This window comes from Agathobacter sp. LCP21S3_B2, assembly GCF_052118705.1.
GTDB lineage: Bacteria > Bacillota > Clostridia > Lachnospirales > Lachnospiraceae > Roseburia.
In genome coordinates, this window is the sequence record NZ_JBQKGQ010000004.1 from 122,345 (window position 1) to 136,990 (window position 14,646).

Annotated in this window: 13 protein-coding genes; 11 read left to right on the forward strand and 2 right to left on the reverse strand. The window is 42.2% G+C overall.

The features are described from left to right. Positions 1 to 10: 10 nt before the first annotated feature. The 4 genes from ACTQ1L_RS04340 to ACTQ1L_RS04355 all read left to right on the forward strand — a co-directional run bounded on the left by ACTQ1L_RS04340 (position 11) and on the right by ACTQ1L_RS04355 (position 3,605). Positions 11 to 1,525: an AMP-binding protein gene (locus ACTQ1L_RS04340; RefSeq protein WP_441365573.1), complete on the forward strand. Its 1,515-nt coding sequence runs from the start codon at positions 11 to 13 to the stop codon at positions 1,523 to 1,525. Positions 1,526 to 1,887: 362 nt separating this feature from the next. Continuing rightward, a complete protein-coding gene (locus ACTQ1L_RS04345; RefSeq protein WP_441365574.1) occupies positions 1,888 to 2,901 on the forward strand; it encodes a glycosyltransferase in 1,014 nt (337 codons plus the stop codon). A 25-nt stretch (positions 2,902 to 2,926) separates the two neighbouring features. Next, on the forward strand, positions 2,927 to 3,208 hold the full coding sequence (locus ACTQ1L_RS04350) for a nucleotidyltransferase family protein (protein ID WP_441365575.1): 282 nt from the start codon (positions 2,927 to 2,929) through the stop codon (positions 3,206 to 3,208). Beyond that, a complete protein-coding gene (locus ACTQ1L_RS04355) occupies positions 3,195 to 3,605 on the forward strand; it encodes an HI0074 family nucleotidyltransferase substrate-binding subunit (RefSeq protein WP_441365577.1) in 411 nt (136 codons plus the stop codon). Before ACTQ1L_RS04350 ends, ACTQ1L_RS04355 begins: the two co-directional genes overlap by 14 nt. Positions 3,606 to 3,661: 56 nt before the next feature. Here the strand turns inward: ACTQ1L_RS04355 and nadA are convergent, their stop codons facing one another. Next, on the reverse strand, positions 3,662 to 4,582 hold the full coding sequence (nadA, locus tag ACTQ1L_RS04360; RefSeq protein ID WP_441365578.1) for a quinolinate synthase NadA: 921 nt from the start codon (positions 4,580 to 4,582) through the stop codon (positions 3,662 to 3,664). Positions 4,583 to 4,862: 280 nt separating this feature from the next. On the opposite strand from nadA, the gene ACTQ1L_RS04365 reads away from it, so the two are divergent. The 5 genes from ACTQ1L_RS04365 (at position 4,863) to ACTQ1L_RS04385 (ending at position 10,111) form a co-directional block, all read left to right on the forward strand. Next, entirely contained in the window at positions 4,863 to 6,203 is a 1,341-nt protein-coding gene (locus ACTQ1L_RS04365; protein ID WP_441365580.1) for an L-aspartate oxidase, read from the forward strand. Positions 6,204 to 6,291: 88 nt separating this feature from the next. Further along, a complete protein-coding gene (gene nadC, locus ACTQ1L_RS04370) occupies positions 6,292 to 7,146 on the forward strand; it encodes a carboxylating nicotinate-nucleotide diphosphorylase (RefSeq protein WP_441365582.1) in 855 nt (284 codons plus the stop codon). A 59-nt stretch (positions 7,147 to 7,205) separates the two neighbouring features. Then, on the forward strand, positions 7,206 to 7,769 hold the full coding sequence (locus tag ACTQ1L_RS04375; protein WP_441365583.1) for a transcription repressor NadR: 564 nt from the start codon (positions 7,206 to 7,208) through the stop codon (positions 7,767 to 7,769). Positions 7,770 to 7,815: 46 nt separating this feature from the next. Beyond that, complete coding sequence (locus ACTQ1L_RS04380) at positions 7,816 to 8,529, forward strand: PucR family transcriptional regulator (RefSeq protein WP_441365584.1); 714 nt, start codon at positions 7,816 to 7,818, stop codon at positions 8,527 to 8,529. Positions 8,530 to 8,734: 205 nt separating this feature from the next. Beyond that, the gene (locus tag ACTQ1L_RS04385) at positions 8,735 to 10,111 is read left to right on the forward strand and encodes an aspartate aminotransferase family protein (protein ID WP_441365586.1); all 1,377 of its coding nucleotides are present in this window, start codon (positions 8,735 to 8,737) and stop codon (positions 10,109 to 10,111) included. 49 nt (positions 10,112 to 10,160) lie between these two features. On the opposite strand, the gene ACTQ1L_RS04390 is transcribed toward ACTQ1L_RS04385, so the two are convergent. Beyond that, entirely contained in the window at positions 10,161 to 10,778 is a 618-nt protein-coding gene (locus ACTQ1L_RS04390; protein WP_441365588.1) for a DUF4867 family protein, read from the reverse strand. 203 nt (positions 10,779 to 10,981) lie between these two features. On the opposite strand from ACTQ1L_RS04390, the gene ACTQ1L_RS04395 reads away from it, so the two are divergent. Together ACTQ1L_RS04395 and ACTQ1L_RS04400 are read left to right on the forward strand one after the other, a co-directional pair. Beyond that, the gene (locus ACTQ1L_RS04395; RefSeq protein WP_441365590.1) at positions 10,982 to 12,607 is read left to right on the forward strand and encodes a sugar ABC transporter substrate-binding protein; all 1,626 of its coding nucleotides are present in this window, start codon (positions 10,982 to 10,984) and stop codon (positions 12,605 to 12,607) included. Between the two features lie 96 nt (positions 12,608 to 12,703). Beyond that, positions 12,704 to 14,635: an alpha/beta hydrolase-fold protein gene (locus tag ACTQ1L_RS04400; RefSeq protein WP_441365592.1), complete on the forward strand. Its 1,932-nt coding sequence runs from the start codon at positions 12,704 to 12,706 to the stop codon at positions 14,633 to 14,635. The last annotated feature ends 11 nt before the right edge of the window (positions 14,636 to 14,646 follow it).

Below are 14,646 nucleotides of genomic sequence, written 5' to 3' on the forward strand. Positions count from 1 at the left end.
AGGAGAAAATATGTTATTTCACACAATTCCTGAAATTCTTTCATATGCAAATGAAGCTTACGGCGCGGATGATGCGATAAGATGGAAAAAATCCAAAAATGAGATAGAGTCAAGAACCTACAGTGAGCTTAAGAATGATACAGACAGCTTTGCCAATGCCATCGAAAAGCTTGGAAAAAAAGGGCAGCATATCGCTGTAATAGGCCTTTCATCATATGAGTGGATAGTATCCTATCTGGCAATCACAGAAAGCGGAAGTGTTGCGGTTCCAATCGATGCATCGCTTCCGGCAGAGGATATATGTGAGCTTTTGGACAGAGCCGATGTGAGGATGCTTATATTTGATGAGGCACGTTCGGATGTGGCTGAGGCCGCAGCTAAAAGCTGTCATGATATAAATGTGTATGTGTCTATGAACAGTACAGAGCATTGTCCACAGGTGCTTTCGTTTAAAGGGCTTATAGATGACAACAGGGGAGGCTACGAGCCGGCAGTGGCAGAGGATGCGCTTTGCACTATCATGTTTACGTCCGGAACCACAGGAAAGAGCAAGGGAGTAATGCTGACGCAGAACAACCTGGCTGAAAATGCCACATGCCTTGACATGAAAATTGGACCTCACACGGTAATTTTGTCTGTGCTTCCGATACACCATGCATACTGTCTGAGCATGGATATTCTGAAAGGAATTTCACTGGGTTCGGTAATATGCATCAATGATTCCATCATGCGCATGGCAAAAAATATACAGCTTTTTACTCCCGACATGATTCTTATGGTGCCTCTCATGATTGAGACATTTGCCAGAAAGCTTGAGGAGGTAAGGGCAGCAGGACTTCCTGCAGAGCCGGTCCGTAAGAAAATATTTGGAGAGAGGCTTCATACAATCTGCAGTGGCGGTGCGTACCTAAATCCTGATTATGTTGATTTATTTGCAGAGTTTGGTATCACCATATTGCAGGGCTATGGCATGACGGAGTGTTCTCCGGTCATAAGCACAAATCTAAGCTGGGATATCCGCAAAAACTCGGTAGGCAAGCTGATGCCAAACTGTGAGGCAAAAACAGTTGGCGGTGAGCTTTTAGTCCGCGGTACAAGTGTGATGCAGGGCTATTATAAGATGCCAAAGGAGACAGAGGAGACACTGTCGGACGGCTGGCTTCACACGGGTGACTTAGGCTATGTGGACGAGGATGGATATATTTATCTGACCGGCAGAAGAAAGAATCTGATTATCACCAAAAACGGTGAGAATGTGTCACCGGAGGAGCTTGAAAACGCTCTGAGCGTAAATCATCTCATAAGGGAAATCATAGTGCGTGAGTCTGAAGGTGTGATTGAAGCTGAGATTTTCCCGGACAGCGAGTATGCTCAAAATACCGGCATCGCCGATATAAGGCCAGCTCTGCAGGAGCTTATTGATGGGTACAATATCAAGGCACCTGCCTACAAGCGTATCTATAGCCTTAAAGTGAGGGAAAGTGAGTTTGAAAAGACGGCTTCACGTAAGATAAAGAGAAGCTGATAGAAATAATAACATAGTTACTATAATACTAAAAAGAGGAAGCCGATGCATGTGGCTTGCATCGGCTATATATGAAAAAGATTAGTATGAGTATTGCGTAATTAATATGTTTTGTTGCTTTTGTTTTGTATATTTCGTTTATGATGTTAGTATACAAATCAATTGTGAAAACCGTGTGTTTTGATTTTCACTTTTCTGTAAACAAAATATGAACAAAGTGTGTAGGTCTAAGGTACCACAAAAAATCCTTAGACAATATCATGATTTTGTGTATAATTATAGTATCGGTATTTGTTATTGCATATAGGAAAAATTTTATGCATAATCAAACAGCGATATTATTTTTTTACAAGGGGAAGAAGATGAAATTATTAAGTTTTGCAATCCCATGTTACAATTCAAAGGATTACATGGAGCATTGTATAGAGTCTATCCTGCCGGGTGGAGATGATGTGGAGATAATTATTGTTGATGACGGTTCAAAGGATGAGACAGCAGCGATAGCTGACAGATATGCAGCCGAATATCCTGACATAGTAAAGGCTGTACACCAGGAGAACGGTGGACATGGAGAGGCTGTAAACACAGGTCTCAAAAATGCCACAGGCAAATATTTCAAGGTCGTTGACAGCGATGACTGGGTGGATTTGGAATCATACAGGAAGATACTGGACAAGCTAAGGGAGTTTGAGCAGGAGAATACACAGATTGATATGCTTCTTGCCAACTATGTCTACGAGAAAGAAGGAGCAAGACGTAAAAAGGTTATGCGTCAGACCGGCTTTCCACGCAATGAGATATTTACATGGAGTGATATAAAGCATATTCACAAGGGACATTACATACTGATGCATTCGGTAATATACAGGACAGAGCTTTTGAGAAGCTTTGGACTTGAGCTGCCAAAGCATACCTTTTATGTGGATAATATCTATGTATATAAGCCGCTTCCGTATGTGCGCACGATGTACTATCTGGATGTGGACTTCTACAGATATTTTATCGGTCGCGATGACCAGTCGGTCAATGAGCAGGTGATGATACGCCGTATTGACCAGCAGATTCGTGTAAATAAGATTATGTTTGACGATGTCAAATTGAATGAGATAACAAATGAGATGTGCAGGAAGTATATGTACAGCTATCTGGAGATTATTACGACTATTTCTACTATTCTGGCAATTATCTCAGGCACCGATGAGAACATGGCTAAGAAGGATGAACTGTGGGCATACATGAAGGAGCACGATGAAGAAACCTACAAGAAGCTGCGCCATGGCGTCATGGGACAGTTAATGAACCTGCCGGGCAAGGGAGGCAGAAAGATAGCTATCGGTGCGTATAAGCTGTCACAGAAGGTTGTCGGATTTAATTAGACGGATGTGAAATAAGGAGTATTATATGGATGAAGTATATAAGCAAATTGTTAATATAGCAAAAAAATATAATACAAAAAAAGTAGTGCTGTTTGGTTCACGCGCCAGAGGCACGAGTAATCCTAAAAGTGATATTGATCTGGCTATTTATGGATGTGAGGATTTTGGTGATTTATCGGATTGTCTTAATGAGGAGTTGTGGTCTTTACTAAAGCTGGACATAATAAATATGGATGATAAGCATATTTCACCGGTACTGGTGACAGAAATAGAAAGGGATGGGAGGGTATTGTATGAAAAAATTTGACCAGTATGTCAGCCACTTGAGGATATTGTCAAGGGCATTTGATGAAGACTTGACAAATGATTTTATTGTGAGCGGTATAATTGATAAATATTATATACAATTTGAGCTGGGCTGGAAGGTCTTAAAGGAACTGTTACGATATGAGGGCGCTAATCAGGCTGCAACAGGTTCTCCAAGAGAAATTATAAAAACTGCATATGCGTATTATGATTTTATTGATGAGAGTGTTTGGCTTGGAATGTTAAGAGACAGAAATGATACAACTCATATATACAATGAGGAAGCTGCACGTCAGCTTGTGAATAAGGTGCTTGACAGTTATATTCATGAATTTCAGGTGATGGAAATGAAAATTAAAGAAAGATATTCAGATGAGGTATTATCATCAATTAATTAAAGTAAAGACCACAGAGCAAAACAGAGACTCTGTGGTCTTTTAATATTGCAATTAAATTATTCTCCAAGTGTGAGCATGGTATCTATGCAGGCCTTGGCCTTTGTTCTTATATCGTTAGGCAGTATGATTTCTTCTCCGCCTGCTCCCTTAACACAATTGTATACATCCATCAGGGTAGTGAGCTTCATATTGTGGCATACGCAGTCCTTTGAGAGTGGATAGAAGCTCTTTTCAGGGCACTCATACTGTAAGTGCTGCAGTATGCTGTTTTCAGTTCCGATGATAAATTCCCTGTCTGTGCTGTTTTTAGCATAGTCAATGATGCCGGTGGTGCTTCCGATATAGTCTGCAGCCTTTGAAACATCAGCAAGGCACTCCGGATGTACGAGAAGTTTTGCAGCAGGATGAGCCGCTTTTGCTCTCTCAACATCTGCTATTGACATGCGCAGGTGAGTAGGACAGCCACCATGTACAAATTTGAAGGTCTTTTCCGGAACCTGTTTCTCAACCCATGCGCCCAGATTGCAGTCAGGGATGAAAAGAATCTTGTTATTGTCAATATTTTTAACAATTTTTACAGCGGATGAAGATGTGACGCACACATCGCATATGGTTTTAAGCTCTGATGTGGTGTTTATGTAGGCAACCACTGTATAGTCAGGGTTCTCAGCCTTTAACGATTGTAAGAGCTCTACATCGAGCTGCTCCGCCATAGGACAGCCTGCTGCGCTGTTTGACAAAAATACATGCTTGTCAGGAGATAAAATCTTGCAGGTCTCTGCCATGAAGCGGACACCGCACATGAGCACATTCTTCTGTGGTGCTGTGGCAGCCTGCTTGCTGAGTCCATATGAGTCGCCTGTGAAGTCGGCAACCTCAAGTATCTCGTGACTCTGATAAGCGTGAGCTAATATACAGATATCATTTTCCTTCTTTAATCGGATAATCTCATCCTGTAATTCTCTTGTTGTCATCATAATATGATATACCTCTTGAAATTCCTAGTGTGATTGAAGCACAGTTATATCAATGTAAGCCCCTTTTGGATTTTACATAAAGAACCGGCCAAAATAAATAAGTTACTTGTCATTATACTTAGCTGTAAACCAGCTGTCAACACAAAAGTTTTACAGGTGTCTTGTCAGTTGTAAATTTTAGTGTTATAATACGCCCATTACAGTAAATCGCATCCAGGGGGATGTTGCTAAAGAAGCGGCTACATCGGTGGATGCAGGTAAATAAAAGAGGTAACATACTATGAATACAGATGTACTTATTGTGGGAAGCGGCTGCTCAGGTCTTTATTGTGCGCTTAAGCTTCCAAGAGACATAAGAATTACACTGATAACAAAGTCAGATCTGGAGAGCAATGATTCATTTCTGGCGCAGGGTGGCATGTGCATGCTTAAAGAGCAGTCTGATTTCGACAGCTTTTTTGAGGATACCTTAAAGGCCGGACACTACGAGAATGACAGGGAGTCGGTTGGGATAATGATAAACTCATCACCTGAGGTGGTGAAGGATCTTGTTTCATACGGAGCAGATTTTGCGAGAAATGATGACGGCTCACTTGCCTATACGAGAGAGGGAGCTCATTCACACAACAGAATTATTTTCCATGAAGATGTGACCGGAAAAGAGATAACAAGCACATTGCTTGCACAGGTTAAGAAGCTTTCAAATGTGACACTCATGGAGTATACGACGATGGTTGACATCATCGAAAGGGATAACAAATGCTACGGCGCCATCATCAGAAAACAGGATGGCACGCTGGAAAAGGTGACAGCGGCATACACTGTCATGGCTTGTGGTGGAGTTGGAGGACTGTACAGATTTTCAACAAATTTCAGACATCTGACAGGTGACTCGCTTGCTATTGCAAAAAAGCATGGCATAGAGCTTAAAAACCCAGACTATGTGCAGATTCACCCAACGACCTTTTACACGAAAAAGCATGAGGAGAGAAGCTTTCTCATTTCAGAGTCCGTAAGAGGCGAGGGTGCTAAGCTTTTGGACAAGAATATGAACAGGTTTGTCGATGAGCTCTTACCAAGAGACGTGCTGACCGGCAAAATCCGTGAGCAGATGAAAAAGGACGGCACAGACTTTGTCTGGGAGGATTTGCGTACCATTCCAAGGGATGAGCTTGTATCACATTTTCCAAATATCATTGAACATTGCAAGGAGATGGGATATGATGTCTTTAAGGAGCCTATTCCTGTTGTTCCGGCACAGCACTATTTCATGGGCGGCGTCAAGGTGAATCACCACAGCCGCACATCCATGGAATGTCTCTATGCAGTTGGAGAGAGCGCTTGCAACGGAGTGCACGGAAGAAACCGTCTTGCAAGCAATTCACTGCTTGAGAGCCTGGTATTCGCAAAGCGTGCAGCAGGACAGATGGCGGAGATTGGCTTTGTAAATGATGAGATAGCAGCCAAAAAGGCCGCAGATAGCATCGACCTCGCAGACTACAGCGATGAAAAAGCTGTAGAGAGAGAATACAGGAAGCTCGCCATGGAGGCAATAGAGGGCCGCACCAGCGTAGGTACAGAAGAGACTGTCGAATCAGGCATTGCCTATATTCAGGCATAAAAGCAAGTTTCACCCCGGCACCGCACAGCATAAAAAGTGCGAAACCGTCATAAATAAGAATGAATTTGAACGAAAGGAATCTAAATATATGTACGATCAGGTAACACTGGGCCTCAATGTAGACCCATTCATATTAAGCGCATTAAAGGAGGACATCACAAGCGAGGACGTATCCACAAACAGCGTGATGCCACATCCACAGGCAGGAGAGGTGGATTTAATCTGCAAACAGGACGGAATCATCTGTGGACTGCAGGTTTTTGAGAGAGTTTTCACACTGCTTGATGCAGATACAAAGGTAGAGTTTTACGTAAAGGATGGCGATAAGGTAGAAAATAAGCAGCTTATCGGCAAGGTTTACGGAGATATCAGAGTACTCTTGTGCGGTGAGAGAACTGCGCTCAATTATTTACAGCGCATGAGTGGAATTGCCACTTATACCAGTCAGGTTGCAGCGCTCTTAGAGGGCACCGGCATCAGGCTTTTGGATACCAGAAAGACAACTCCAAACAATAGAATTTTTGAAAAATACTCGGTCAGAGTCGGTGGTGGAAACAACCACAGATACAATCTCTCGGATGGAGTGCTTCTTAAGGATAACCACATAGGAGCAGCTGGCGGCGTAAAAGAGGCAATCGCCATGGCAAAGGCCTATGCTCCGTTTGTCAGAAAGATTGAGGTTGAGGTAGAGAGCTTTGATATGGTGAAGGATGCGGTTGAAGCCGGTGCCGATATTATCATGCTCGACAACATGTCCACAGAGCTTTTAAAGCAGTGCATCGACTACATTGACGGCAGAGCCGAGATCGAGGTTTCGGGAAATGTTACCAAAGAAAATATTGAAAGAATAAAGGGTCTTGGTGTAGACTATGTATCAAGTGGTGCGCTCACACATTCAGCGCCTATTATGGATTTATCACTTAAAAATCTACATACAGTATAGATTTTAGACTGCCGGTCGCACTATGCTGTGACAGTAATGTTTTACAGAAAGGAACGAAAATGAACGGTGATGAGAGAAGAAAAAAAATAATAAATATTCTATCCTCGTCAAAGTCGCCTGTGGCGGGAGTTGCGCTTGCAAAGGAGCTTGATGTGAGTCGTCAGGTGATTGTGCAGGACATAGCACTGCTTCGAGCAAACGGAGCCGCGATTTTTTCGACAAACAGAGGATATCTGATACAGGCGGATAAGCAGTATTCGAGAGTATTAAAGGTGGTTCACGAGGATGATGAAGTAGAGGAGGAGCTTTCAACAATAGTTGATGCCGGAGGCCATGTGAAGGACGTATTTGTATACCACAAGGTCTACGGAGTGCTCCGCGCCCATATGGACATCAAGTCAAGACGTGACGTCAGAAATTATCTCGAGGAAATCCGTACAGGCAAGTCAAGCCTTCTTAAAAATGTAACTTCAGGTTATCACTATCACACAATATGTGCGGAGAGTGAAGAGGTGCTTGATGCCATACAGGAGGAGCTTAAGCAGAAGGGCTTCCTTGCAAAGCTGCAGGATTATGAGCCGGTGGATTTCTGGGGAGACAACGAGGACGAGGAGAAGGCTTAATTAGATATTCACACGATGAATACCAATATCAGATGGAGCTTGATACATGAATTGTGACGATATGATGAGGCTGCCACAGCTTAAGGAGGAACTTAAGCTTAGGGCGGGCGGTGATGGTCTGAAAAATACTGTCAGATGGATTTATTTTGCAGACTGCCTGCAGTGTATACAAAGTGAATACAGGATAGAGGATTTTATCCACGGAGGAGAGCTTGTAATACTTACAAACAGGAATGTCACGGATGATGCCGGAAAGCTCATGTCACTTGTAAGGCAGATGGTGAACCATGGCATTTCTGCAATAGGTATAAATGAGGGACAGATTCCCAAGGTGCTGATTACATATTGTGATGATAAGCATATCCCGCTTTTCGAGCTTGCAGAGCGGTTTCCTCTTATAGATTTGTCGCAGATTATCTGTCAGAAGCTTACTCTTGAAAAAAACAGTGCAGTCACCGGAATAGATACAATACTATCCCATGTCGATGATAAGGCAGTGCTTGATGCATATGTGGATGAACACATAGGAAGGCTGCTGCAGGCGGATGAAATAAAGCATGGCAGCTTGTGCGAAACACTTGAAAGATACCTGAAAAATAATTGCAACGCAAAAAAGACGGCAGAAGAGATGTTTCTTCACAGAAACACACTAAACTACAGGCTTAAAAAAATCAGTGAAATACTGGGCTGTGATTTCACCAGTCTGGATGACTGTATGAAGCTTAAGCTGGCATTTACGATATTAAGATATTGCAATTGAAATGATTTATGCACCGTGCACAAAAAATCTGGTCTGTGATGTACATTGTACTCCTTTTGCGAAATGATATAATATAGCTAAATAAAGAATAACTTTTATAGACAAGGGCGTCAGATACAATGTATCCGGCGTCTGTTTTCGTATATGGACATTAAATCGGTAAGGGCGTAAAAATCCATATACAAAGGGCAGGGAGGAAAATATCATGACAACACAAGAGCTTAGAACAGCATTACCAAAGATTAATACAGCACAGGTACCGGGGCCAAAATCAAAGGAGCTTTTAGACAGAAGAGATGCAGCAATTCCAAAGGCACTCTGTGGAAAGACATATCCAATCTGTATCAAACAGGGCAGCGGAGCAATGTTTGAGGATATGGACGACATCAGGTTCCTTGACTGGGTAGGCGGTGTCGGTGTATTAAATATAGGATACTCAGATCCAGAGGTTATAGAGGCAGTAAAGGCACAGACTGAGAAATATTTCCATACAATTTTCAATGTATATGTTCATGATGGATATGTATCTCTAGCAGAAAAATTAAACGAAATCATGCCATGCAGGGGTGATGTGAAAAAGACATACTTTGCAAATTCAGGAGCGGAGTGTGATGAGAATGCCATAAAAATAGCAAAGGCATACACTGGCAGAAGTGGTGTTATCTGCTTTACAGGTGCCTTCCACGGCAGAACAAACCTCACCATGGCGCTTACAGCAAAGAAGGTTTATGCACAGGGCATGGGACCTTTCCCGGCAGGCATTTACAGAGCACCTTATCCGTATCTGTACAGAGCACCAAAGGGCTATACTGAGGAGGAAGCCGTAAAATACTATATCAATGAGCTTGAGAGAATCTTTGATGAGGGCGCTCCGGCAAGTGAAATCGCATGTATGATAGTTGAGCCGTTCCAGGGTGAGGGCGGATTTATCCCGGCACCTATAGAGTGGTTAAAAGCAGTAAGAAAAATCTGTGATGAGAACGGCATTATGCTGATAGCGGATGAGGTGCAGTGCGGTAACTGCAGAACCGGTAAATACTATGCGTCAGAGTACTGGGCAGAGGCAGGCGCAGCACCTGATATTATTACAACAGCAAAATCCCTCGGTGCAGGACTTCCAATTTCAGCAATCACAGCAAGGGCAGAGGTTATGGATGCGGCACCGGCAGGCACAATAGGAGGCACCTTCTGCGGAAATCCTGTTTCATGCGCTGCAGCACTTGCAGTAATTGATATCATGAAGCGTGATGACTATGCAGGAAAGGCAAGACATATCGGAGAGGTTGTCACAAAGCGCTATAACGAGTTAAAGGACAAATATGAGGTTGTCGGAGATGTCAGAGGACTCGGAGCTATGATCGGTATCGAGCTTGTAAAGGATAAAGAGTCAAAAGAGCCTGCAACAGAGATCGCATCAAAACTTATCTATAACGCAATGCAGAAAGGACTTCTCCTTGAGAGTTGTGGTACAGCAAACAATGTCATAAGATTTTTAGCTCCGCTTACTATGTCAGACGAGCAGATGGCAAAGGGACTTGAGATATTTGAGGAGTCACTTAAAGAGGCTATTGCAGAGGAATGAAACTGTGAATAATAATTGCCCGGGTGAATGCCCGGGCTGTTTTTGATTTCTATTTAATTTCCAGATTTTCACCTGTAAGCCCTATGTATGATCCATCAGGAAGTCCACCTTCAGGATGTCCGATAAGCCATTTGTTTTTAGCTGCAAGAAGAGCATCTTCTCCGCCGGTGTGTGGATGTTCCAGAGCTTCATTTGTGCCTTTTGGAAGTGCAACGGCTACCAGAAATCCGCCATCAGATGCATTACATGGTGCGTAGTGCAGTGTTGTGGCATAAAGCTCGACTGCTGTTCCGGAAGGAATTCTGAAAGCTTCCATCAAAGAGGTATCATATGTATTTTCCACGGAGATATCCTGCTGTCGGCCGAGTATCAGTATGGCATCAGTTGCGGCAATATTGACCTCAGAGCATCTGTGATACTCAACAGCATTGAGCTTATGATTGTTGCCTATGCACCAGCCTATCTGTATAGGAAGCTCCCCGTATGTTTTCTGTTGTAATTCTGTAGCGCATTTTAGCTTTTCGAGTGCAGAAATGGATGGCTCATAAACCACATCAGCAGGAATTTCTACTGTCTGCATTGTGCTGACCAGCTCTGTAAGATCTATAGAGTCAATCACCTTTCCATATTTCTTAAAACATTCTTCTGTTATTTCATGTATGATCATTATATGGTCCTCCTGATTTTTAAAATTGTAGAAATTATAATGTATGACAGAGAAAATGTCAGCAGGATAAATTATTGTTTTATACCCTAGTTATTAGATATATTTATTTTAGGATTTGTAAAAATATTTTTTATGGGATATAATGACTATTATGCAATTTTATAGCAGAGACTGAACAAAAGAAAATAGGGAGAAAACATGGTATGAAAAAAAGATTGGTTTCCGCAGCGGTTACAGTGGCATTGTTTATCGGACTTATAGCCGGTGTTACTTTTAAAGCGTCAGATAAAAAAGAAATAAAGCATTTTACGGCTTTTTTTTCTGTAGAAGGAGATAATATAGATCCGGATAATGATATAAAGCAGCTCATAGCAGAGCAGATCGGTGCTGAATGTGAGGAAACCTGGCTTGTTGGACAGGATAAGGACGATGCAATAAATTCTCTCATAGCAACCGGGGAATATCCGGATTTTGTATTGGGTGAGACTGCGCTGTATGAGGCAGGTGCACTCATTCCAATAGATGAATACTGGGACGATTATCCGAACATAAAAGAATATCTCAGTGATGAACAATGGGAAAAGTTCAGACAGCCGGATGGACACATATATTGGATTCCACAGTTTGGAGTATCACATGGGGATAATGTGGAGATGCTGCATAATGGTGAAGCCTTCTGGATTCAGACAAGAGTATTAAAATGGGCTGGATATCCAAAGATTACAACGATAGAGCAGTACTTTGACCTGATAGAAAGCTATGTACAGGCAAATCCCACAATGCCGGATGGAACAGAAAATATACCATTTACGATACTTTGTGATGACTGGCGGTATTTTTGCCTTGAAAATGTGCCGCAGTTTCTGGACGGATTTCCAAACGATGGAAGCTGTATGGTAGACACGGAAACCAAAAAAGTGATGGATTACAATGTGACCGACACAGCCAAACGATATTTCGGAAAGCTTAACGAAGAGTTCCATAAGGGAATAATGGATCCCGGGGCGTTTAATGCCACCTATGATCAATATCTGGATAAGCTGTCAACAGGAGCAGTGCTTGGGATGGTCGACCAGTGGTGGCAGTTTTATTATGTAATAGATCCTGTATTCAAAAAACAGAATCTGGCACAGCTTGGGTGTGATTATGTCCCTCTTCCTGTCACGATTGATGATGGTATTCACAACAGATGGCATACAAACAGGATGGCAGAAATAGATTATTCTTCAGGAGTGTCCATTACCACCTCCTGTAAAGATATCGAAGGTGCGATGAAGTTTGTCAGTGATCTTCTGGAATCTGATATCATAAGAGAAAGGTTCTGGGGTGAGGAGGGCAAGGACTATTCAGTCGATGAAAACGGTTTGTTTTACCTTACCAATGAGCAGGCAAAGAAAAAAAGTGACAGCTCATATCAGACAGCGCATATGTGTTCGTACTCATATTTTCCAAGAGTGGAGGGAATGCTTGATGATGGTATAAATGCGTTTTCAATGGAGTTTCAGCAGAACGAGTTTTTCAGAAATCAGCCTGTGGATATTCAGGAATGTTTTAAAGCCTATGGAGTGGAAAACTATGTAGATATGCTTGGAAAAAATGAGGCTCCCGGCTCGTGGTATCCGATGTATTCATATTCAGATTCAATTCCCTCGACCTCTGAATGTGGGAAAGTAAAGAATAATATTGTGGCAGTAAAGAAAATATGGCTGCCGCAGGTTATCATGGCAGATGATTTTGATGCTGCCTGGAATCAGTATATGGATGAGTACAATGCCTGTAATCCACAGATATATTTTGATTATTTACAGCAAAAGGTAAATGAAAATTAGCAATATTTGAATACTGTTTGGCAATTTATTAATAGAATAACAAGCCCCTGTTCGTTTACACTTGTATATATCAATAAACGAATGGGGGGATTTATTTTGGATTATTTAAAAAATGGTGCTTTGTATATAGGCACGATACCATCATCAATGGACAATAACAGATGCTCGGTCACACTTGAGGATGATGGAAGCGTTACCTTTTATATCTATGCGCCAAATGCCAATAAAGTAGAAGTAGCCGGAATGGGAGGCTATTTCAGCTCAGAACGCATACAGTTAAAGCCTGATATGCAGGGTGGATTTTCGGCAAACATTAAAGATTTCCACTGGGCAATGCATTATTATTTCTGGTATGTAGATGATGTCTGCATAACAAATCCTCATGCGGCTATATCATATGGCTGTTTTGCTGCAATAAACACATTTGAAGTGCCGGAAGAGGGCGAGGATTTCTATTTTGTCAGGGATGTGCCGCATGGAACGGTAAGTCTGTGCAAATATACCTCACAGGTAAACGGTCACATAAAGGAGAGCTATGTGTATACTCCACCTGGATATGAGAGCGGAGATGGAAGGTATCCTGTATTGTATTTACAGCATGGTGTCGGGGAGAATGAGACCGGATGGGGATGGCAGGGTAAGATGAATTTCATCATGGACAATCTGATAGCAGACAAAAAATGTGTGCCGATGATCATAGTTGCAAGCAGTGGCTACGCATTTAAGGATAACGAATACCCTGTATTTTTTCCGGGAGATTTTGACAGTGAGCTTGTAAATAGCATAATCCCTTATATAGAGGAAAATTTTAAGGTCAAAAAAGGAAGAAACAACCGTGCTGTGGCAGGACTTTCACTTGGTTCAGGGCAGGCTACGGATATAGCGGCAAGACACCCGGAGCTTTTTTCAGCAGTTGGAGTATTTTCAGGTGTTGCAATACATCTCATGAAAAAAATCATCGACAGCCCATATCGGTTTGAAGCTGTCTTTATGTCGGCAGGAGATGAAGAAAAAGAGATACTGCTTGGAATCAATGAGATGGTAAAGGAATTTTCACGACAGGGGAAAAACAGTACACAAAAAGTATATGAGGGCTATCATGAATGGCATGTATGGAGAAAGAGCTTTAAGGATTTCGCACAGATGCTTTTTACATGGGATGACGCAGAACTTGATGATATTGATAAAGCTGTCCCGGTCAGATCAAAGAATATTGATTTTACCACACCGGTACAGGCGGATGAGAGCATGGTATTTTTTGATCCGGTGTACAGGCAGATACAGTTCGAAAATGACGAGGATGGAAAACCGGCTGGCAAATATCCGGATGTCATACATGGTATCCGTGTGACGGAGGATAACAGCATTGAAGTAAATCTTTTTGCACCTGATGCAAAAAGCGTGAGCGTAGTTCTTGAAAATGGCACGGAGGAGTTTCTTTACAGATCAAAGAAAAATGATGGTTACTGGGAAAAAACAATAGGCAATCCGGCAGAGGGATTTAACTATGTGACATTTATGGTAAATGGAACACCTGTAGTAAACCCTGCGGCACCTGTCGGGTTCGGATATAACAGGGCTGTAAACTTTGCTGAGGTACCTGAGAGAAACTTTAGCTGGCATGAGCTTAAGAAAACAGATCATGGTCAGATACATATCCATTATTCGTGTGATGGAGACGGACAGGTCAGTATGAATTATGTTTATACACCAGCCGGTTATGGAGAGGATAACTGTGACACCGGCAGAGTAGGTGTGCTTGAGTGTGCTTCGGACGAAAGAAATTTTTGCTGGATACATCAGGGAAAGATAGCAAATATCATGGATAATCTGTCCGGCGAAGGCAGGATAAAAGGAATTATGATAATAATGGCAGACAGCACTATATCTGATGATATCATCGGGAACATAACAGACATATACGGAATTAAGGACAGTACACAGAAAGAATGGTTCAAAAAAGGAGATAATGAATCCTGGACATCATGCAGACACAGATTTGTAAATTTCATGTGCGGGATACAGTAAAACAGGGACAA